This window comes from Bacillus sp. BD48 (assembly GCF_046566805.1).
Classification (GTDB): Bacteria; Bacillota; Bacilli; order Bacillales; family Bacillaceae; genus Bacillus; species Bacillus safensis.
In genome coordinates, this window is sequence record NZ_JANGFM010000002.1 from 447018 (window position 1) to 468629 (window position 21612).

A 21612-nucleotide genomic window follows, 5' to 3' on the forward strand; every position below is an offset into this window, starting at 1 on the left:
TGAATCGCTTTTTTAGTCGAAAATGTTCAGTTAGAACGGACAAGGACTTGCAATTTTGACAAAAAAACGTCATATTAGACAAAAAAAGATGAAGGTGATAAAGGATGCTGAAAGAATTTAGAGAGTTTGCGGTCAAGGGAAATGTCATTGACTTGGCTGTAGGTGTCATCATTGGGGGAGCATTTGGCAAAATTGTCACTTCTCTTGTGAATGATTTAATCATGCCGCTTGTCGGTATTATTATTGGAGGGCATGATTTTAGCGGTTTATCCATTAAAATCGGAGCTGCTCAAATTTTATATGGGAACTTTATTCAAACAGTGGTTGATTTCTTAATTATCTCGTTTTCCATTTTTATCTTTATTCGTTATTTGAATAAGTTAAAACGGAAAAAGGTTGAGGAAGAAGAGGTTGTGGAAACGCCGGATCAAACGGAAGTTCTGCTAACTGAAATCAGAGATTTATTGAAAAATCAAAGCCAATCTAAAGATGTGCAATAGAAAAAGAGCGGCTAATCCCGCTCTTTTTTATGTGTTTTGTTTAAAAGCATCCAGTAGTTTTTCTCCTGACAGCCCCTCTTTGACGAGGTCTTTTAATACTTCTTCAGTTTCTGTTCTGTAACGATTTGTAATCATTTTACCATCGAGTAATACAGAAATGTTTTCTTCTAAGGCAACGATGTTTTTGACTTGGACAGATAGATGAACAGGGCGGTTGTTTTCTTTTGTGATCGTCACAAGAATCTTCACTTCTGTGTGCTGCTGAAAGAGCACCTCAAACACCTGTCTATGTTTTTTTGGAATGAGTGCCTCGATCATCCAGTGATTTTCACCGTCTTCTTTATTAATGATTAAACCGTCACGAAGGGGAATGCTGGACATTTTATCTTGCTGTGGATCAAGTTCAATTTTTAAATCAATCAGCCTAAAGGTTTTCATATTTATCACCTCACAAGCGTTCATTATTCGTAAGTATCATTATAGCATACAACATCTGTATAAATGAAACCGCTGCCTGCTTAGAACTAGCTGCACATGAGTGAAAGGAGATGTTTTATGGAGTCTTATCAATTGCGAAACATACATATAGGCGAGGAGAAGGCAGAGAGTAATATACGTGTTTATTCGTGGGGAGACATTCTTTCATTTTGTGATGTGTATATGGAAGAAGGGGAGTCACTCACGTTTCAATACGTCACCGAGGATCAAATGGACTGCTTTGAGTTTCAGCTGTCGGTTCATGATGGCCTGCTTTGTTTTTATTGGTTTGCGTGGGACGGATCTGATTATATTCACATGCCATCTAGTAATTGGATTCATTCAGATATTTTTAATCAATTTATGAAAAATAAGTATTTCATCAAACAAAACAAGATGATGTTCTATACGCAGGCGGTAAAAAACAGAAAGTAACGAGGATATAGAGAATTTGAAAATCTATTTTGCCATTTTCATGTTTTGTCACATACGGCCTTTCTCCGTAAACTAGGGGTAGCTGAAAGGAAAGGAGGCAAGTATCTCATTAAAGGTAACGTCTATTATCTGACAGCCCCCCTCTAGCTAAAGCTGATAGATGCTGCCTTGTGCATATGAACACTGCGTAATAGAACCCAATGCTTCTTTGTATAGGTCATGTGTCCCCTTGTGAACCCCCTTTGTGTGTATCCGGTCATATCGCGTGGCCGGATACCCTTTTATTCACTGTTTAACCGATCAGCTCTTGCAAATAGTGGATACTCATTTCATAATGATGATGGATTTTGTTAACGGCATATCGGTTGAAAATAAAGAAAAAAAGGAGAGAACGATGACAAACATTCAATTAATCGCAACGGATTTAGATGGAACTTTATTGAACAGTGAACACAAAGTGAGTCAGGAAAACGAGCAGGCATTAAAGGAAGCAGCTGCGAATGGAATTGAGGTTGTCGTTTCCACAGGGAGAGCGTATTTTGATGTGAGGTCTATTTTTGATCAGCTTGGTATGAATACATGGGTGATTAGTGCCAATGGAGCTGTGATTCATGATCCTACGGGACAAGTGTATCATTCAGCTGCTTTACAAGAAGAAAAGGCTAAACACATATTGTCATGGCTTGAAGAACGTGATTATTATTATGAAGTCTTTACAAACGAAGCCATTTTCACACCGAATCGCGGCAGAGAGCTTCTTGCGATTGAAATGGACCGCTTAAAAAGTGCAAATCCAGAAACGGATCAGAATGTCTTAAAGCAAGCGGCAGAAGTTCAATACAGCCAGTCAGGTTTTTCTTATATTGATACATATAAAGAATTGTTTCGTGAGGATCGAAAGCTTTCATTTTACAACATCTTAGGTTTTTCATTCTTTCAAGACAGATTGAAAGACGGATGGGATATGTTTGGTGATGATTCAGATGTAACATTGGTCAGTTCGGCTGATCATAACTTTGAAATTGGTTCAAAGGACGCGTCTAAAGGGCAGGCATTAACAAGGCTGACAGAAAGACTAGGTATTCCTTTAAGTAGGGCAGCGGCTGTAGGAGACAGTTTAAATGATGAATCGATGCTTCAAGCAGCTGGTGTTGGGGTTGCGATGGGAAATGCGAGACAGGATATAAAAGAAATCGCTGATCACGTCACGTTATCAAACGATGAACATGGTGTGGCGCATATGATCCGGCACCTTTTGAAATAGATGAATCAGATGTCATAGTATAAATCACATAGGAAGAAGCGCATTCTACAAAAGAGGAATTCAGAACCACTTCTATTTACACCTGATGTGGAACATCATATAATTTAATTATGAATAAAACCCGCTTGTAAGGAAATTAAGGAGAGTAAACGAATGGCGCTGGAATCTTATAAGTCCGAAAATCTGCATTTAATCAAGGAAGCCTTGGACTATACTCAGGTTGGCCTGACGGTGACGGACCCGTCTTTACCTGATAATCCTTTAATATATGTGAATAAGGGCTTTTTAGATATGACAGGCTATCAAGAACCCGAAGTATTGGGGAGGAATTGTCGTTTCCTTCAAGGAGATGAAACTGAGCAAATTGCTCTCAAACAAATTAGAACAGCCATTGAGAACAAAGAGGCTGTCACTGTTCAGCTGAAAAATTATAAAAAATCTGGACAAATGTTTTGGAACGAGTTAAGTGTCGCTCCTCTTTGGATTGACGAAAATGAAGGGAAACGTCTTTATTTCGTTGGTTTGCAAAAGGATGTCACGAAAGAGAAGGAACAGCAGGAGCTTCTTGAGCAATCAATTGATGAAGTGCTGAATATTTCTGTCCCCATCGTTCCGGTGAAAGATGGTATCTCTGTGTTACCGATCATTGGTACGTTAACAGCGCCAAGATTTGATAAGATCATTTCAACGGTCTCCACCTATATCTCTCAATCCAAGGATGATTATTTTATTGTCGATCTGTCCGGATTATTAGAAGTGGATTCATTTGTGGCAGATGCGATCTTTAAGCTGAACGATTTGATTTTAATGACGGGTACTGAACTGATTGTGACAGGAATTAAACCGAATCTTGCAATGAAAATGGGAGAAATGAGAGAGGACTTCCGTGAATTAAATACGTATATGAATGTGAAATCTGCATTGAAAAAACTGAACATTTAGCATATGTTTATATGAAATGAAAAAAGAGGACTCTTCATTAAGCTTGAGAAAAGTCCTCTTTTTGCTGTCATTAAGATGATTGAGCGGCGGCACTTAAGGTAAATAAATCTTCTAGTTCGTTTGTCGATAGCTCTGTAATCCAGCTCTCGCTTTGGATAATTTGATCATTTAATGTTTGTTTTGTTTCGAGCATTTGATCGATTTTTTCCTCGATTGTGCCCGTTGTGATCATCTTATGGACGTGAACAAATCGTTTTTGTCCAATCCGATAAGCTCGGTCTGTCGCTTGGTTCTCCACAGCAGGATTCCACCATCTATCGTAGTGAATGACATGATTTGCGGCGGTTAGGTTGAGTCCTGTTCCTCCTGCCTTTAAAGAGAGAATTAAGATGTTGAATTCTTTCTTCTGGAAGCGGTCGACCATTTTGTCCCGCTCTTGTTTTGAGAGGCTGCCATTTAAAAATTGGACCGGTTCTCCAAACATCTTTTCTGCCAGCTGCTTGATCATGTTGCCCATTTCAATATACTGCGTAAAGATGAGGCAGCTTTCTCCTTGCTCATGTATTGCTTTTAACAGCTCTGCGAGTTTATCCATTTTTAACGAACGTTTCAGCAGTTTCACATCTGTTCCACTCTCTTTTAAATAGAGCGCAGGGTGATCGCAAATTTGTTTGAGTCTGCCAAGCATACTTAAAATAATGGCTTTTCGCTGCATTCCTGTTAATGATGCCATGTGTTCAAATGTATCCTTTACGAGCTGTTCATATAAAGATGCCTGCTCAGCAGATAGCGGAATGAATTCTTTTTCTTCGAGTTTCTCAGGCAGGTTTAGGGCGACCTCTTCATCTTGTTTTGTTCGTCTTAATAAGAAGGGCTTGATCAGCTGCTGCAGCTGTTCAATTCTTTTTTCTTCACGGTCTTTTTCAATCGGAAGGACGAACTTTTTATGGAAGCTGGTCAGGCTGCCGAGATATCCTTTGTTGACGAAGTCAAATATGGACCAAAGCTCTGTCAAACGGTTTTCCATTGGTGTCCCGCTGAGGGCAATGTGATGCTGTCCTTTGAGCTGTCTAATCGCTCTCGATTGTTTCGTATGGGCGTTCTTGATGTTTTGGGCTTCGTCTAAGCAAATGGTATTCCACTTTGCCGCCGTTAATTCATCACGATCAGAATGTGAGAGTCCGTAAGACGTCAGGACAATATCTGTTGACGCGTATGCTTTTGTGAAGTTCTCTCCCTGTGGACGTGCTGGGCCGTAATGCAGGGCAACATTTAAATGTGGTGCGAATGTTTCGAGCTCTCGCTGCCAGTTTCCTAAAACAGAGGTCGGCGCAATGATGAGAGACGGAGCGGCATTTTGCTCCTGCTCCTTCAAATACGTGAAATACGCAATCATTTGAATCGTTTTTCCAAGACCCATATCATCTGCTAAACAAGCCCCAAATCCATGAGATCTTAAAAATAAAAGCCAGTTCACGCCATGCTGCTGATACGGACGCAGTGTGCCTTTAAAGGACTCACTCATTTCGTAGGAAGGCAACTCGTGTGTATCATTTAATTGGTGGACAAGCCCTCTTAATTGCGATGAAAGTTCAAATTGAATATGGGCAAATGCAGAACTGTCTAGTAGCTCTGGAATCGATTCAGAGGATGCTTCTTGATCTGCCAGTTCGCGTGACAAAATATCAGACATGTGAAGTCCTTCATTTTCGGCACGCTCCATCCACTTTTTCATTTGCTGGATGAAGGTCGGGTCTATTTTGATCCATTGTCCTCGAATGTTGACAAGGCGGCGTTTACTTTGGACAAGCTCGTTGAACTCATCTTCTGTCAGTTCAATGCCGTTTGTAGCAAAGCGCCAATTAAAGTCCATTAATGCGTCCATTCCGACATGTGATTCGCCTCGAGGGGTAGAAGAAATCCTTGCTTTTAACATCATCGTGCTGTCTTTGACAATTTGCCACCATGATGGGAGCAGAATCTCAATGCCCATATTGACAAGTGTTTCACTTGCTTCAGATAGGAAGAGCCACGCTTCTTCTTCTGACATGAGTGTGGTGCCAGATGTGAAAGAAAGCCAAGGGACAATTTGACTGAATCGTTCCATCTCTCTTGAAATTTTATCTTGATATGGATGCCAAGACTTTTTCAATGAACGGATGCCTTCAAAAAAGTGAAGATCGCTGTTTTTCTTATCCCGCAAAAACAATTCGATTTTCCAATCATCTCCGTCAAAATCCGGCTCGTTTAAGCGCAAGCCGACAGTGAACGGCGTCTCGTCATCAATCCAGCCAATCGTCTCCAGGAAATCCTGCTCATCTAGAAAATGTCCTTGGAAGGATGAGAGCGCAGGCGATTGTGCGGTCATGCGGTTCCATTTGTGCTGCAAGGCATCATCATATTGAATGTAATCCTGTACAGCAAGGGAGAACCAATCAGCCGTATAGCCATCTAATAGGCCTTCTTTATCTTTAAACCGAAGTTCGCCTTTTGTCCATGCCTCATAATCGGGAACGAAATCTTCGTCCTCAATGAATTCGTAAATGGTGGAGGCAGTCTTCATCAGTGGTTCCGTTTCATCCGTTAATGTCACATGACTAAACGTATTAAATGAATTTTTTCCTAGCAATTCAACGGTCATCCAAGGGCTTAACAGGAAGGCAGGAGTGCCGATAAAGCTGACATCTTCTAAGAATGTTCCGTAGAAAGAAGATTCGTGCCATTGGAAAAGCTGCCTCTTCATTTCATTAAGCGGAACAGGGTGTCCGTCCTCTGCTTGCGCTGAAATGGTGAAAGAGAAATCTTCTGTTTGTTCTGCATGAATGACAATTTGTTTATGGCGTGTCATCAATCAATTTTCCTTTCTTCATTTCCTCTTGGAACGCACGCAGCCGTTTTGTTGAATCTTGCAGCTGCTTTACATACCTTTCCCAGATCGCGGTTTTTTTCGTTTTATGATAAAGCGTGCGCAGTTTCTTCAGCATTTTCACAGACTCTCGATAAGCACTTCGATTCTTTTGATCGAGAAGCAGTGAGATTTCACGGTGGTACGATGGAATGAGGGCTTCAGGCTCCTCTTTTGCAATCTGTTTGATGAGATCCTTCTCCAGTTCACTAATGGAGAAACCAACGAGGCTGTGAATCTCAATCCATTCCGCATAACGCTGCTGTGCATACAAGAGCTGACTGTATTCTGTAAACGCATAGGGCATACAGATTTGAAGGTAGCGTTCATATAAATGATGATCCTTCGTCTGCTTAAAGTATGCATCTAAATAAAAGAAGAAATCACTGACGGCTCCCCGCAGTTCTCTGTAGGAAAGGTCTAGCTGGCAATATTCCTCTAATATATAGGTGATTTCATGATACCAAAGCTTGAGACGCTTCCAGTCCTTTCGGTTTGTGAGATCCTTCAGCCAATTAAGCACATTTGGCAGCATATCAGCATTGAGCAGCTGTAATTGCTGAAAGAGGCTTTCGTCTTCTTTCAGTAAATAGTCCATGTGCATCAGCCCGATGGTACGTTCAACCGTTTGTTCTTTCTTCTGGGCGTTCTTTAGTAATTCTGTTTCTTTTTTGACCCATTTCCCTCTATTTAATATGGTGCCCCAAATCTCCATAAAGACCGCTACTCGTTCATGCTGGAAAGGTCCATTGATTTGAAGAAGTGTGCGAACGGCAGTTGGTGTGTTTTCAAGAAACGGATCGAGGGAAAAGGAAAGGGCGTATGTCTTCAAATGATCCACTGAATCGAAAATGGTGTTCATGAGCTGTTCTACATATGGATTCATGGAATAAAAGTCCTTTTCGGCATCAAGCCGGCCGAGGTCGATGAGTTCATGAAGCCTAAGCCATACATCGATAGACGTATGAATCGCATACAAGCTCTTGAATTCAGGTGAAGCAGGTGCGTGTTTTTTTAGGATCGATAAATAGCCGTAATACAAATGCTGCGGTGTTTGCTGGTGCTTCGGTGTCCGTTTCAGCCAGAGGTTAAATTCCTCTTGGAAAAAAGTCAGCCAGCTTTGGAGTGATTGTTCGTCTGGGCGCTTCACTTGGAAGTGCTGGCGAATCAGTTCTTTGCTGCGCTGTAATTCATCCTTTTCTGACCAATTTTCTGTAAATCCGGTCACACTCTCTACTTGAGCGTATAGCGAAAAGAAGACAGCAAGAATGTGTTTGCAAAGTCCATCTGCTGGACATGAGCAGCTGCTTCTCACAGGAAACAGCACATGAAGGTGGACCTTTGCTGCCACGACGTCATGTACATAAGCTGACCATTCGGTATCAGACTCTTGCTTGAGCCGGTATACGCTGTCCTGTCTATAAGTAATCAATGCTTTTTTGATGAGTTGTTTGTTTTCATCTGTTGCAGGAAGAAGTTCTTTGATCTGTTCGGCAGTTTGTTTGATTTCTTCTTCGTTGATGTTGTGCTGAAGCATTTGATCCGCTCCTAACCAAGTAAAAGATTCCAATTCTTTTATTATAGCTCAATGGGGATTCATAAAAAAGTTTTTCATGAAAATGGTCATAAATTTCAAAAGCTGTCGAATGATGTAATAGAGTATTGCATAAACCAACCTTACAGCATATAATAATGAAATTAGTGGATTCGAAAGGATACAGACATGGATAATAAGGGTTTAAATCAAGAAGAATTTTTAAAGATTTTGATGTACGCTCATGATATTGGTGAAAATTCAAATGATGTCACAACAAAAGAAATGCTTGAAAATCTGATTGCTCATATTCGAAATGGTCTTGTTTCATAAAAGTGACCCCCTGCTAGTGATGGCAGGGGGTTTTTGTATGCTTTTAAGAATGGAATGAAAGCTACCGGCATACGATGTCATTACAAGCATAAGGCGTATGGGGAGCTGATGGTGTCATGAATATTGCGATTGCAGGCTGTGGGTATGTGGGGCTTGTGACAGGTGTGTGTTTAGCGGAGGCAGGACATGATGTCGCGTGTATTGATATTGACCGGCGAAAGGTCATGCGGCTGAAACAGGGAAATCCTCCAATGTATGAGCCCGGGTTAAAAGAGTTATTGAAACGCAACCTTGAGCAGGGACGTATTCATTTTCACGTAAATGGAGCGGAATCCTACCCGCGGGCAGATGTGTTAATGATTGCAGTCGGCACCCCGCAGCAGGCAGATGGCCAAGCTGATTTACAGTATGTGTTTCAGGCTGCGAAAGAGATGGGAATAAAAGCAAAGTCAGGTGCAATTCTTGTGGTGAAAAGTACGGTGCCTGTCGGAACGGGTGATCAAATCGATCAGTTGATCCATCAAGAATTAGGACGGAAGGAACCACTAGCGATTGCATCTAACCCAGAATTTTTACGGGAAGGCTCTGCCATTTCAGATACATTGAGGGCAGACCGGCTTGTGATAGGGGCTGAAACAAAAGCCGTATTAGACGAGTTAGAGGAGATGTATGCTGATTTTCACCTTCCATTGGTGAAAACAGACCGTAAAAGTGCTGAAATGATCAAGTACGCTTCAAATGCATTTCTTGCGACAAAAATCAGTTTTATGAATGAGATTGCCTCCATTTGTGAAAAAACAGGAGCTGATGTTGAATGGGTGGCGCAGGGAATGGGGCTTGATCAGCGGATCGGTTCTTCCTTTCTTAGAGCGGGCATTGGCTATGGAGGTTCTTGTTTTCCAAAAGATACAAATGCACTTGTCCAAATTGCAGGGCATGTGTCCCATGATTTTGAACTATTAAAAGCTGTCATCAAAGTAAATAATGAGCAGCGGGCAGGTTTTATCCGAAATATTCAGGAGCGGCTGGGGGCAGCTCTTGAAGGGAAGCGAATTGCGCTTCTTGGTCTGTCCTTTAAACCGAATACAGACGATATGAGGGAGGCGCCTTCTATTCCGATCGCTCATGAGCTCCATCAATTAGGTGCGGAGCTTGTGGCGTATGATCCTGTTGCTGCCCGGCGTGCAGCTCGCGAGCTGCCGGATCAAGTCTTATTCGCTCAAACGATTGAAGAAGCGATCAAGGATGCCGATGCGGTCTGTCTATTAACAGAGTGGGCGGATATTCAGTCGTTTCCACTCGCGTCCTATAAGAAATGGATGAAGTGTCCGCTTATTTTCGATGGTCGAAACTGTCATACACTTGAAGCGGCGGAACAAGCAGGGGTCGAGTATCATTCGATTGGGCGCAGATCAGTTTCTCCAATTTATATGTAAAAGAAAACCGATAACAGTGAATGTTATCGGTTTTTATGAATGCGGCAGAATGAATCCGCCATATAAAAATGCAGCCACAATAAGAAAGGCAGGGTGCAGCTTGAATTTGGTCATCAAGAAAAAGGAGATCGCGGCAATGGCGAGCGATTGCGTCCAGCCGATGGCTTTCACTGCATCTCCGCCAATTTCCCATGTTAATAAAAGCATCATCATCGCAATGACAGGCTGAACGGATAAGGTCATGCCTTTTACGACGGAAGATTGACGAAAGCGGTCAATGAGCTTGAGTAATAAAATCAGCCCAACAGCAGACGGCAGGACAGTTGCAAGCAGTGCCACAATAAAGCCTGGCCAGCCCATAACGTCATAGCCGACATATGCTGCAATCTTCGTAGCGATAGGCCCCGGCAGTGCATTGGCTAAAGCCAGCATATTGGAGAATCCTTCGTTCGTCATCCAATGAAAATGATTGACGATTTCTTCATAATTGAGCGGGATGGATGCAGGGCCACCGCCATATCCTAATAGATTGGATAAAAAGAATGCCCAGAATAAAAAGAGAATCAGCATCATGAAGACACTCCTTTCTCTTTATTTGACCGATTCCAGCGATTTTTCAGTTTAAAATGAAAAGCGCCATATAATAAAAAGATCATCACAATGATTCCTGGATGAATGGACAGCACTTGCAGCCCAATAAAGGCAAGAAGGAATAGAGCGATTCCGAAGATCATGCCGAAGCCTTTCAGCGCTTTTTGTCCAAACTCATATGCCATGATCCCGAGCAGCACGGCAATGACAGGTGTCACAGCGCCAATCATATTTTGAATGATTTGTGAGGAGCTTAAGACGCTAACAAGTGTGACAAGGGCTACCATGGCGAGACATGTTGGTAAAATATGAGCAGCTGTGGCGACAATTGCGCCAGATACGCCCTTTAATCGATATCCGAGGTATGCTGACATTTTCGTAGCGATCGGGCCTGGTAATGCATTGGCGATGGCGAGTGTTTCTCCGAATTCGTCATCGTTGATCCATTGGTATTTCACCACCGCTTCATGGCGAATAAGCGGTATGACGGAAGGGCCTCCGCCAAAACCGAGAATACCGGTTCGCACCATAGCGATAATGAGTTCGATATATGATTGCAAGTGGTTCAACTCCTGTCTACAATTTCATGCCCATGCGGCTTTTGTATCGTTTAATGAGCATTTGGCAGTCCACACTGACAACGCCTTCTAGCGGGTACAGTTTTTTTGTCAGGAATGTCTCCATTTCCTGTTCATGTTGAAAAATGCCATGCATATGCAGCTTGCTTGGTCCTGTCATGTGATAAAGACTTGTGACAGCAGTTTCCTTTTCAAGCTGAAGGGCTACCGCTTCTAAAAATTTCGGCTCTACCTCTACATTAAAGAAGACAGAGACATGAATGCCGACCTTCGCGGGGTTAATCACAGCGGTGAATCGTTCAATGACTCCTGCTTCAATGAGCTGCTGAATGCGGGCTTGTACGGCAACACGTGACAGACCGACCTGTTTGCCGAGATCTGTATAAGACATGCGCCCGTCCTCGTGTAATAGGGATAAAATTTGTTTATCTCTGTCGTCTAATGTTAGGTTTGGAATGCTATAGTCTTTTGACACCGTATAACCACCTTTCTTCTGTTGATATTCTATCATATTTTATTACGAATAGACTGTATAATTTATATTTTGCTATCAAAACGAAAACGTTACGTGCAAGAAATCATCTTTATGCATAAAAAACACCCCGGAATCAACGGGGTGTCTTCATTTATTGATCCGGGCTGCTTTCTGCACTGGCAATTTGCTGTGCAAGATCAGCACGATCAATGTCTGCTTGGAAGAATTCCTGCGTATTTGGCAGGTGTAAATTCATATGGCGTTTTTGAGAAATACGGATGGTGACTTGATCAACAGTGTAATCAAATACGTGTCCACCAACACTTCGATCATCATCAATGAAATGAAGATGATATCCACTCACCGCAATGCCGTGTGCGTACTGCGGTGTACGGAAGCCTGCGACCGTACCTTGAATATCCTCGAAGTCGAAAATAGGCTGTGACTTGACTGCTTCTACCATCGGAACATAAGGTTTTTCCTGTTTTTCAACCGTACGTGTTTGAACCTTTTTGAATGATCCATCAATGCGGACCGCATAAAAGATATTTTTACTTGGCAAAATGCGGTCAATTTCTTCTTCCAGCTCTTTGGACGTCATAGGTGCATCAATTCGATGAACGATATCTGTTTCAAAGAATGTTAGAGAGCAGAATGGTGAATAATCTTGATCGGTGACCGGTGTCGCTGTTCCATCCGAGCGCAGCCGGTAGAATGCGCCGTCAAAGCCGATCAGCTCTCCATCTAATTGATTGAATGTACCGATGCCGAAATCACCGTGTTCAGGAATATGCGCAAGGGAGAAATCTCCATCGTATACGGCTTCCAGCAGGGAGGTCATTGTCGATACTTGATAGACCTCTTGCTGTTTGTCATGCTGTCTTGTGTCATTCTGTTGATTCATTGGGTGCATCATACCCATATCCGCTCACTCCTCTAATGTAATGTATCGAAGTCTTAACTGACGTTCATGGCGTGTTTTTTGCGAAAGACTTCTGGCCATTTTTGACTGGCGAGGTCAGGGTTGTCTTGATAGTCAATCGGAATATCAATAATCACGGGTCCTTCTATGTTTATACCCTTTTGAAGGACGGTTGAAAGCTCCTCAGGTGAGTTGACCCTTAATCCAGTCGCTCCAAAGCTTTCCGCATATTTCACTAAATCGATCTGCCCAAATTCAACGCAGGATGTGCGGTCATATTTCATTTCCTGCTGGAATGCGACCATGTCGTATGTGCTGTCGTTCCAAACAAGGTGAACGAGGTTTGTTTTCTTCCGGACAGCTGTTTCTAACTCCATTGCGGAGAAGAGAAAGCCGCCATCACCTGAGACCGAGATAATCTTTTCATCTGGATTCATGATAGAAGCTGCAATTGCCCATGGTAATGCGACGCCTAATGTTTGCATGCCGTTACTCACCAGGAATGAGTTCGGTTCATAGACGCGGAAGTGACGGGACATCCAAATCGCGTGAGATCCGATATCACACGTGACCTTCGTGTCATCAGGAATCAGACGTCTCAATGTATGAATGACATCCAGCGGGTGAGATCGATGACTTTCTCTTTCTGGTGCCTTTTCGATGTCGCTTAATAGCTCCTGTAATTCAGTGACTAATTCTATGTTCTCTTTGCTTAGAGAAAGGGGAACACTGTCATGCGCTAGATGTTTGACAGTTTCAGAAATATTGCCTACAAGCTCAAGCGCTGGTTCATAAAAATGGTCAATATCTGCCTGCATGTCATCAACATGGATGATCTGACGCTGCTGCGGCTGAAGATTCCAATGCTTCGGATCATATTCAATTGGATCAAAGCCAATGGTCAAAAGGACATCTGCATGTTCAATGAGAAGGTCACCCGGCTGATTACGGAATAAGCCGATTCTGCCTACATATTGAGACTCAAGCTCTCTTGAGAGAACGCCGGCTCCTTGGTACGTTTCAACAAATGGGATACCAAGTGTTTTTAATAATGCTCTTGTGGCATTTGCAGCAGCTGGACGACTAGCTTTCATTCCCACAATCGCAATAGGTAAGTGTGCATTTTGAATTTTGGCGATAGCCGAACTGATGAGAGCATCCGGTGCAGGACCTAGTTCTGGAGAAGGGTGAGCAGACACTGGTGTTTGTGTGGTGTGTTCTGTCACGACATCTTGTGGAAAGCTGATAAATGCTGCTCCAGCCTGCCCTATTTGTGCCGCGCGAAAAGCATTTGTTAATGCTTCTGGTATATTGTTTACGTCTTGTACTTCAACGCTATATTTTGTGACTGGTTTGAATAATGCCGCATTGTCGAGTGATTGATGGGTTCGTTTCAGACGATCTGCACGAATGACGTTTCCAGCGATTGCGACAACGGGATCACCTTCTGTATTGGCTGTTAATAGACCTGTTGCTAAATTAGATGCACCAGGACCTGATGTGACGAGACAAACACCTGGTTTGCCAGTTAAACGTCCGACAGCAGCTGCCATAAAGGCTGCATTTTGTTCGTGTCTGCATAAGACAAGCTCAGGACCTCTGTCTTTTAATACATCAAATACAGCGTCAATTTTTGCACCTGGAATCGCAAAAACATGGGTCACACCTTGAGCAATCAGCGTATCGACAATCAACTCTGCTCCTCGTCTTGTTAGGGGTTGTGCTTGAGATTTCATTTACCCCGCACTCCTTTCGGCAAGTAAAATTTTTTATGAAAATATATTTTCATGATATGATTTACTATACATTTCATAAAATAAATTTTCCAATATATGTTTAACGTGGTTTTAATATGTTTCACGAATAAGTGTGTGAGGAGTGAAAGGATGGAACTGAGACATTTGCAGTATTTTGTCACAGTAGCGGAGGAGCTGCATTTTGGCAGAGCAGCCGCACGGTTGAATATGACACAGCCTCCACTTAGTCAGCAAATAAAGCAGTTTGAGGAAGAATTGGGTTTTCCTTTATTTCACCGGTCGAAGCGGGTGGTGGAGCTAACAGCTGCTGGAAAGGTCTTTTTACATGAGATTCGGGGAGTGCTGCAACAGCTTGATAAAGCGGTTGATCATGCCCGTCATACAGCAAGAGGAGAGCTGGGGAAAATTATCATAGGTTTTGTTGGAACTGCGACGTATGATATTCTGCCGCCCGTTGTACGTGAATTCAGGGAGCTGTATCCCTCTGTCAGTATCGAGCTGCAGCAGCTTTCTGTTCCGCAGCAGCTAGAGGCACTTTTAAATGGTGAGATTGATATCGGTTTTTTGCATCCTACATCGCCGCATGAAGAGCTAGTCAGTCGTTTGATGAAGCAGAGTGAATGTATTTTTGCGATTCCAAAAAATCATCGATTGGCTAAAAAAGAGACGGTCACAATTGAAGATATCCGTCATGAACCGATTATTTCTTTATCTCAGGAATCATGGCCGTCCCTTTATCAGCACTTTATCCTGCTATGCGAAAAGTACGGGTTTTCTCCAAATATTGTGCAGGAAGCGGCGGAATATCAAATGATCATTGGTCTTGTCACAGCAGGGATCGGTATTGCAGTAATTCCAACATCAGCCCGGCGTTTATTTAATCTGGATGTTGTCTATCGGGCCATTGAGGATGAACAGCTTCTGGCGGAATGGACGATTTCCTATAGACGTGAAAATCATAATCCTGCTTTATTTCATCTTGTCCATCATATCCTCCATCGCACCGAGCTGGAATAAGAGGTATAGAGAAAGGGTTATGGTATGATGTCGTTACATTAAAAGGAGGCTTACTTGAATTGATTACATTGCAAATGGATCAGCTGTCACGAAAAGAGGCTTACAAAATATTATCTGGTTCTATCGTTCCAAGACCGATCGCATTTATTACAAGTCTATCTAAAGAAAATGTCGTCAATGCCGCACCATTTAGTTTCTTTAATGTCATCAGCGGACATCCGCCGCTCATTGCGGTTTCTATCGGGCGACGTGAAGGTCAGATGAAAGATACTGCGCAGCATATCATTGATAGGGAAGAGTTTGTCGTCCATGTGAGTGATGAAGCCATAATAGAAGATATTAATGAAACAGCTGCTACGCTGCCGCGGGAAGAGAGTGAGCTGGAACGAACCGGTCTTCATCAAGTAAAGAGTCATGTCATTTCAGTGCCGGGGATCAAGGAAGCACGCATTCGTTTTGAATGTCAGCTGGAAAAGCATCTCACTTTTCAAAATGATGAAGGGGAGATCACGGTCGATCATATCATTGGCCGAGTTGTATGTGCACATTTAGATGAGGCTGTTTATGATGCCGAAAAAGGATATGTTTCTACTAATGAACTGAAGCCAGTCGCACGCCTAGCAGGTAATGATTATGCTCATTTAGGCACGTCATTTGTGCTGAAAAGACCACAGTAATAGGAAGAACCCCCGAGGGAAATCGGGGGTTTTCTGTTTATTTCTTCTGTTCTAGTTTGAGTGGAGCTGCGATATTCTTTTGTACTTTTTTCCCTTTTAATACGTCGTTTGCAGCACCGACTGCCAGTTGACCGATCAGCTCTGGCTGCTGCGCAACCGTTGCAGAGAGCTTTCCTGCTTTAATCGAGCTGAGGGCATCTTCGTTTCCATCAAAGCCAACGACAAGAATGTCTTTCCCAGAACTTTGAATCGCTTCTAGTGCGCCAAGAGCCATTTCATCATTGTGGGCAAAAACGGCTTTGATGTCAGGGTTTCCTTGAAGGAGGTTTTCCATGACATTCAGTCCTTTTGTCCGGTCAAAGTCAGCAGCTTGTTTTGCTGTCACTTTTAGATCTTTATCTGCTATTTGATGGAATCCTTTTCCACGCTCACGTGTAGCGGAAGCGCCTGGTACGCCTTCTAATTCAGCGACTTTTGCTCCTTTGCCAACCTTGTCGATGATAAATTTAGCTGCCATTTCACCGCCTTTGACGTTATCTGAGGCGACAAGTGCTTCTACCTTTCCACTTTCGGCTGAGCGGTCTAATGTGATGACAGGTATATCTGAAGCGTTTGCTGATTCGACAGCGGTTGATATAGCAGATGAATCCGCTGGGTTGATGAGCAATGCGTCGACACCTTGCTGAATTAAATCTTCTACATCACTTGTTTGTTTAGCTGAATCATTTTGTGCATCTGCAATCACGACTTCAATGCCAAGCTTTTTCGCTTCTTTTGTCACACCATTTTTCAAAGAAACGAAGAAAGGGTTATTTAACGTCGAGATTGACAGCCCAATTTTGATGTCCTTTTTCTTGCCATCCTTTGATGACTTGGCCCACTCCGGCGGTTCAAGTGAGCAGGCAGAAAGCATGAACAATGAGAGAGTCAGGATGAGAATAAGATATTTTTTCATAGCGGCTGCCTCCTTAAGCAGATTTCTTTCTGTCTAGCAGGACTGCAATTAAGATAACAATCCCTTTCACAACAGATTGATAGAATGATGAAACACCAAGTAAGTTCATACCATTGTTCAGGACACCGATAATGAGCACCCCGATGAGTGTGCCGACAATTCGTCCTCTTCCGCCGGACAGGCTTGTCCCGCCAAGTACGACGGCAGCAATGGCATCAAGCTCATAAGACGTACCAGCTGTTGGCTGCGCAGAATTCAGACGAGATGTTAAGATTGCACCTGCTAAGGCAGACATGAAGCCTGCTAATGAATAGATCATAATTTTTACGCGCGGTACTTTGATTCCTGAGATGAGAGCCGCTTTTTCATTCCCGCCGATCGCATATGTTCTTCTGCCGAAAGGCGTTTTATGAAGCAGTACCCAAAGTACGATAAAGGTGAGAAGCATCGTGATCGCTGGAACAGGAATGCCTAAGAAATAACCGCGGCCAAACAACTGAAAGGCATAGTTAGAGCCAAGCCCAGTAATCGGGTTTCCGTCTGTATAAACGAGTGTCAAACCTCTGAAAATCGTCATCGTGGCAAGCGTTGCGATAAAAGGAGCCATTTTTCCTTTTGTAATTAAAAGACCGTTGATCATCCCAAGAACGGCACCGATGATACAGCCGACGATAATGGCTAAAATCGGGTCCATGCCAGAAACGATAAAGCCGGCAGTCAGGGCACTGGATAGTGCGAGAATGGCACCGACAGATAAATCAATGCCTCCAGTTAAAATAACAAACGTCATCCCAAAGGCAATGAGGGCATTAATGGAGATTTGTCTCAGTAAGTTTAAGATGTTTAATGGCTCTAAAAAGGCCGGGTTTAAAATAGAAACAATGGCGACAAGGATGATGAGTCCTAAGAATGGCCCAAGCTTTTGCATGATGTGATCAAATCGTCCATTTGAAGTAAGTGGTTTCATGTTACTTCCCTCCTGTAGCAAGTGTCATAATTCGTTCCTGTGTAGCTTCTGTTTTGTCTAATTCTCCATTGATCGTTCCTTCATGAATGACGAGCACTCGATCGCTCATCCCGAGTATCTCTGGGAGTTCAGAGGAGACCATTAAAATGGCAACGCCTCGATCGGTCAATTCATTCATTAATTGATAGATTTCTCGTTTCGCTCCGACGTCGACACCTCGTGTCGGTTCATCTAAAATCAACACCTTTGGCTGTATGCCGATCCATTTGGCGATGACGACTTTTTGCTGATTTCCGCCAGACAGGCTTCGGGCAGAAATGTCAGAGGAAGCCGTTTTAATCGTTAGTCTTTTGATGAGCAGGTCGACAAAATCCTGTTCAGTTTTCTTATCAATCAATCCCTTTGGAGAGAAGCTTTTTAAGTTTGGCAGACCGATGTTTTCTCGGATGGATGCATCAAGCATCAGCCCTTCATCCTTGCGATCCTCTGTGATAAAGCCGATGCCGAGCTTAACGGCATCACTTGGTTTTTTAATCACAGCCTTTTTCCCATGAACCCATATTTCTCCTTGGTCAAGAGGATCGAGGCCAAACAGCGACCGCATCATTTCGGTACGGCCAGCACCCATTAAGCCTGCAACACCGACGATTTCTCCAGCTTTAACTGAGAAATTGATATCTTGAAATTGTCCTTTTTTCGACGCTTGTTTCACCTCAAGGACAATGTCTCCTGTAGAAGGCGTTCGCTCAGGATATCGATCTGTCAATTCCCGGCCGACCATTTTTTTGACGACTTCATGGAAATTCGTTTCAGGTATGGCTTTCGTATCGACCGTTTTCCCATCACGCATGATCGTAATCCGGTCACAGATTGCAAAGATTTCCTCCATACGGTGAGAAATATAGACGATCGAAACGCCTTCTTTTTTGAGAGATTCAATGACTTGAAAGAGCTTTTCAATTTCACGTTCTGTTAGAGCTGCTGTCGGCTCATCCATGATGATGACCTTCGCATCGGTCATTAATGCCTTTGCAATCTCAATCATCTGTTTTTGTCCAACAGAACAGCTGCCAGCCTCTTGATCAAGCGAGAGATTCACAGACAACCGGTCCAGCTGCGTTTGGGCGAGGATCTTCATTTTCTTTGTGTCTAGCAGTCCGAGCTTCGTATAGATTTCTTTCCCGATGAATAGGTTCTCCAAGACGGTCATATCCGGCCATATGTTGAGCTCCTGATGAATGAAGGCAATGCCGTGCTGTTCCGCTTCCTTCGGATTTTTGAAAGCGGTTTCTTTTCCGTCGATTTGAATCGTTCCTTGATCTAAAGAATAAAGACCTGTAAGCAGATTCATTAAAGTTGATTTTCCCGCACCATTTTCACCCATGAGTGCGTGGACTTCACCTGTGACGAGGTCAAAGGAGACCCCGGAGAGAACGGTGTTTTTGCCAAAAGCCTTATGGATGTTATGCATCTCAATGTTCATAACTGGCTCCTCCTTTTAAAAGATGACACCGGCATGAAGAATGCAGTTTGCGTATGGGGTGGCTTCACCCGTTCGAATGACTGCTTTTGCCTGTTTGGTCATGTCTTTGAATGTCTCGTGGTCTACATCATGTAATGGTTTTGAGAACGCTTTCTTAAGAAATAAATAATCTCGTTCATTGGCTTCTTTGATTTCACTAGCTACAGTCATGTTTTCAACGGCCATTTCCTGAAGAAGGAGGGAGGTGACCTCCTGAAAGGACGGTGTGCCGATCGATAACGCCAGGTCGATTTTGACTGGACCTTCTGGAATAGGGAGGCCACAGTCTGCGATGACGATTGTATCTGTGTGGCCAAGGTCAGCAAGCACCTTGGCGATATGGCTGTTTAGGATGCCGTTTTTTTTCATTTCTTTTTCTCCAATTCTTTTCTTGTTGGCATGCCGCCTTGTGCGCCAAACTTTGTGACGGACATTGATGCTGCAAGGTTGGCAAAGGCAAGTGCGTCATAGAGGGATTTGCCTTCTGTTAGGGCGACAGCTAAGGCTCCGTTAAAGGTATCGCCAGCTCCTGTTGTATCGACTGCTTCGACAGGTACACCTGGAACTAACACTTCTTTCGATCCGTCAAAATATCGAACCCCATTTTTCCCTTCTGTGATCAGTAATTTGTTAGGGTATTGACGCAAGGCATCTTTGGTTGACAGACCATCAAACATCAGAACAGCTTCATGTTCATTCGGTGTAATGTAAGCAGCCTGCTGTAAAACCTGCTGCGATACTCTGCGGGCTGGTGCAGGGTTTAAAATCACAGGGATTTCTTTTTCACTGCAAATGGCGCAGACCGATTCGACCGTTTCTTCAGGTATTTCCTGTTGGATGAGAACCATCCCAATGTCATCAATTGTAGAAAGAGCCTCTCTTACATAGTCAGGAGTGACCTCATTATTTGCCCCTTTGACCACGACAATGCTGTTATCACCTTCTGCTAAAATGATATGAGCTGTGCCGCTCTCCATTTCGGTAACCGGTTTCATATATGAGGTGCGGACACCTTGTGTTTCTAAATTGCTGAGGATGTCCTGCCCATAAGCGTCATCACCAACTCGGCCGACCATATATACATCTGCACCGAGTCTGGCACTTGCGACTGCCTGATTGGCACCTTTTCCGCCTGGGACGGTTTTAAATGATTCGCCTAAAACCGTTTCACCGGCATTTGGCCGTTTATCTGATGTGACGACTAAATCCATTGAACAGCTTCCTACTACAACAATATGACTCATTGTGAATCCACCTTTCTTGTGGTCTCTCGTTCAATAAAAGAGACGGGCATTTGAATAACTGGTTGATCTATCGGTTGTTTCTGAATCGCTTTGATTAATAGCTGTGCCGCTTCTTTTCCCATCTCATAGGCGGGCTGCCTAATGGTCGATAAGGAAGGGAAGAGCAGCTCACTTTGCGGGATATCATCAAATCCAATGATTTGAACGTCCTCTGGAATGGCTTTTCCGATCCGAAGCGCTTCATGGATGACCGCTGTTGCGACGATGTCATTGCTGGCAATGATGCCATCTGTTTCAGGGTACAGCTGGAAAAGGGCCTTGGCGCTTTTTCGGGCTTCTTGAAAGGAAAATGAAGCATTTGACATCACATGAAAGTCGACACCTGTTTCCGTGAGAACATCGAGTGCGCCTTTGAATCGCTGCCGTGCTGTTTGCAGATGGGCAGGCCCTTTTAACAGTGTGATCTGCCGGCTGCCGCGTCTGATTAATTCCATTGCCGCCATTTTCCCGCCAGCTGCAGCATCTGCAAAAACAGAAGGTGCATGTGGAACGGTTCGATCTAAGAACACAATAGGTAGATCATCATCATTGTATATATCTGATTCAGGTTCATTTGTGATTGCGATGACACCGACCACTTGATTTTGTTTAAAGGTTTGTAAGTAGGCCATCTCCTTCTCTCGATCTTCATCACTGTTCCCGAATAATAACCGAAAACCATGCGCATGAATTTCGTCCTCAACCCCTCTAGCTAGCTGAGGAAAGAAGGGGTTTGTGATATCAGGCAAGATTAAGCCGATTAAGCGTGATTCTCTTTTGAAAAGGGATCTAGCCACTTCATTGGGAAAGTAGTTCAACTCCTGCATCGCTTGCGTCACGCGGGTTTTCGTATCTGAATGAACATATCCAGTATCATTGAGCACGCGTGAAACAGTGGCAACAGACACTTGTGCAGCTTTTGCAACATCTTTAATTGTAGCCAATGGAGAGCCTCCCTTCATGAATGTGTAACCGTTTACACACATAGATTATCACGAAAGCATCGAAATGACAATCTAAAAAAAATAAAAAAAGAAAAGAA

Annotated in this window: 22 protein-coding genes; 8 read left to right on the forward strand and 14 right to left on the reverse strand. The window is 43.3% G+C overall.

Annotation, left to right across the window (positions count from 1 at the left end):
• Positions 1 to 104: 104 nt before the first annotated feature.
• Positions 105 to 500 (forward strand): large conductance mechanosensitive channel protein MscL, encoded by a 396-nt coding sequence (gene mscL, locus ACLGGR_RS07285; RefSeq protein WP_024423693.1) that lies wholly within the window; start codon positions 105 to 107, stop codon positions 498 to 500.
• Between the two features lie 27 nt (positions 501 to 527).
• On the opposite strand, the gene ACLGGR_RS07290 is transcribed toward mscL, so the two are convergent.
• The gene (locus ACLGGR_RS07290) at positions 528 to 938 is read right to left on the reverse strand and encodes a YwpF-like family protein (RefSeq protein ID WP_024423692.1); all 411 of its coding nucleotides are present in this window, start codon (positions 936 to 938) and stop codon (positions 528 to 530) included.
• Positions 939 to 1055: 117 nt separating this feature from the next.
• Here ACLGGR_RS07290 and ACLGGR_RS07295 point away from each other — a divergent pair, with 117 nt between their 5' ends.
• The 3 genes from ACLGGR_RS07295 to ytvA all read left to right on the forward strand — a co-directional run bounded on the left by ACLGGR_RS07295 (position 1056) and on the right by ytvA (position 3618).
• Positions 1056 to 1412: a hypothetical protein gene (locus tag ACLGGR_RS07295; RefSeq protein ID WP_410972794.1), complete on the forward strand. Its 357-nt coding sequence runs from the start codon at positions 1056 to 1058 to the stop codon at positions 1410 to 1412.
• 403 nt (positions 1413 to 1815) lie between these two features.
• The gene (locus tag ACLGGR_RS07300) at positions 1816 to 2676 is read left to right on the forward strand and encodes a Cof-type HAD-IIB family hydrolase (protein WP_267587104.1); all 861 of its coding nucleotides are present in this window, start codon (positions 1816 to 1818) and stop codon (positions 2674 to 2676) included.
• A 153-nt stretch (positions 2677 to 2829) separates the two neighbouring features.
• Positions 2830 to 3618: a YtvA family blue-light photoreceptor gene (gene ytvA / locus ACLGGR_RS07305; RefSeq protein WP_251219992.1), complete on the forward strand. Its 789-nt coding sequence runs from the start codon at positions 2830 to 2832 to the stop codon at positions 3616 to 3618.
• Positions 3619 to 3688: 70 nt separating this feature from the next.
• Here ytvA and ACLGGR_RS07310 read toward each other — a convergent pair whose 3' ends face one another.
• Entirely contained in the window at positions 3689 to 6466 is a 2778-nt protein-coding gene (locus ACLGGR_RS07310; protein ID WP_323648704.1) for a DEAD/DEAH box helicase, read from the reverse strand.
• The gene (locus tag ACLGGR_RS07315) at positions 6453 to 8060 is read right to left on the reverse strand and encodes an SWIM zinc finger family protein (RefSeq protein ID WP_070326105.1); all 1608 of its coding nucleotides are present in this window, start codon (positions 8058 to 8060) and stop codon (positions 6453 to 6455) included. The genes ACLGGR_RS07310 and ACLGGR_RS07315 overlap by 14 nt, the downstream gene beginning before the upstream one ends.
• A 186-nt stretch (positions 8061 to 8246) precedes the next feature.
• Here ACLGGR_RS07315 and ACLGGR_RS07320 point away from each other — a divergent pair, with 186 nt between their 5' ends.
• Complete coding sequence (locus tag ACLGGR_RS07320; RefSeq protein WP_003214884.1) at positions 8247 to 8390, forward strand: YwzD family small protein; 144 nt, start codon at positions 8247 to 8249, stop codon at positions 8388 to 8390.
• Between the two features lie 116 nt (positions 8391 to 8506).
• Positions 8507 to 9826 (forward strand): UDP-glucose dehydrogenase family protein, encoded by a 1320-nt coding sequence (locus ACLGGR_RS07325; protein ID WP_323648708.1) that lies wholly within the window; start codon positions 8507 to 8509, stop codon positions 9824 to 9826.
• Between the two features lie 33 nt (positions 9827 to 9859).
• On the opposite strand, the gene chrA is transcribed toward ACLGGR_RS07325, so the two are convergent.
• The 5 genes from chrA to alsS form a co-directional block, all read right to left on the reverse strand.
• Positions 9860 to 10396: a chromate efflux transporter ChrA gene (gene chrA / locus ACLGGR_RS07330; protein ID WP_075623622.1), complete on the reverse strand. Its 537-nt coding sequence runs from the start codon at positions 10394 to 10396 to the stop codon at positions 9860 to 9862.
• Entirely contained in the window at positions 10396 to 10977 is a 582-nt protein-coding gene (gene chrB, locus ACLGGR_RS07335; protein WP_410972795.1) for a chromate efflux transporter ChrB, read from the reverse strand. The genes chrA and chrB overlap by 1 nt, the downstream gene beginning before the upstream one ends.
• A 16-nt stretch (positions 10978 to 10993) precedes the next feature.
• On the reverse strand, positions 10994 to 11470 hold the full coding sequence (gene chrS / locus ACLGGR_RS07340; protein ID WP_142945374.1) for a chromate efflux transcriptional regulator ChrS: 477 nt from the start codon (positions 11468 to 11470) through the stop codon (positions 10994 to 10996).
• A gap of 151 nt (positions 11471 to 11621) precedes the next feature.
• Complete coding sequence (budA, locus tag ACLGGR_RS07345) at positions 11622 to 12392, reverse strand: acetolactate decarboxylase (RefSeq protein WP_410972796.1); 771 nt, start codon at positions 12390 to 12392, stop codon at positions 11622 to 11624.
• 35 nt (positions 12393 to 12427) lie between these two features.
• Positions 12428 to 14128: an acetolactate synthase AlsS gene (gene alsS, locus ACLGGR_RS07350; RefSeq protein ID WP_410972797.1), complete on the reverse strand. Its 1701-nt coding sequence runs from the start codon at positions 14126 to 14128 to the stop codon at positions 12428 to 12430.
• Positions 14129 to 14278: 150 nt separating this feature from the next.
• Here alsS and alsR point away from each other — a divergent pair, with 150 nt between their 5' ends.
• Complete coding sequence (alsR, locus tag ACLGGR_RS07355; protein ID WP_142945371.1) at positions 14279 to 15166, forward strand: acetoin biosynthesis transcriptional regulator AlsR; 888 nt, start codon at positions 14279 to 14281, stop codon at positions 15164 to 15166.
• Between the two features lie 59 nt (positions 15167 to 15225).
• On the forward strand, positions 15226 to 15843 hold the full coding sequence (locus ACLGGR_RS07360; protein ID WP_410972798.1) for a flavin reductase family protein: 618 nt from the start codon (positions 15226 to 15228) through the stop codon (positions 15841 to 15843).
• Between the two features lie 37 nt (positions 15844 to 15880).
• Here ACLGGR_RS07360 and rbsB read toward each other — a convergent pair whose 3' ends face one another.
• From rbsB to ACLGGR_RS07390, 6 genes are read right to left on the reverse strand one after another with little or no spacing between them, the layout of a single operon-like run.
• Positions 15881 to 16798, reverse strand: coding sequence for a ribose ABC transporter substrate-binding protein RbsB (gene rbsB, locus ACLGGR_RS07365; RefSeq protein WP_024423679.1), 918 nt, complete (start codon positions 16796 to 16798; stop codon positions 15881 to 15883).
• 13 nt (positions 16799 to 16811) lie between these two features.
• The gene (gene rbsC / locus ACLGGR_RS07370; RefSeq protein ID WP_024423678.1) at positions 16812 to 17765 is read right to left on the reverse strand and encodes a ribose ABC transporter permease RbsC; all 954 of its coding nucleotides are present in this window, start codon (positions 17763 to 17765) and stop codon (positions 16812 to 16814) included.
• 1 nt (position 17766) lies between these two features.
• Positions 17767 to 19248, reverse strand: a complete 1482-nt coding sequence (locus ACLGGR_RS07375) for a sugar ABC transporter ATP-binding protein (protein WP_410972799.1) — start codon at positions 19246 to 19248, stop codon at positions 17767 to 17769.
• A gap of 15 nt (positions 19249 to 19263) precedes the next feature.
• Positions 19264 to 19656, reverse strand: a complete 393-nt coding sequence (rbsD, locus tag ACLGGR_RS07380) for a D-ribose pyranase (RefSeq protein WP_267586795.1) — start codon at positions 19654 to 19656, stop codon at positions 19264 to 19266.
• On the reverse strand, positions 19653 to 20531 hold the full coding sequence (gene rbsK / locus ACLGGR_RS07385) for a ribokinase (protein WP_410972800.1): 879 nt from the start codon (positions 20529 to 20531) through the stop codon (positions 19653 to 19655). The genes rbsD and rbsK overlap by 4 nt, the downstream gene beginning before the upstream one ends.
• Positions 20528 to 21514 (reverse strand): LacI family DNA-binding transcriptional regulator, encoded by a 987-nt coding sequence (locus ACLGGR_RS07390; RefSeq protein WP_142945366.1) that lies wholly within the window; start codon positions 21512 to 21514, stop codon positions 20528 to 20530. The genes rbsK and ACLGGR_RS07390 overlap by 4 nt, the downstream gene beginning before the upstream one ends.
• Positions 21515 to 21612 lie beyond the last annotated feature (98 nt).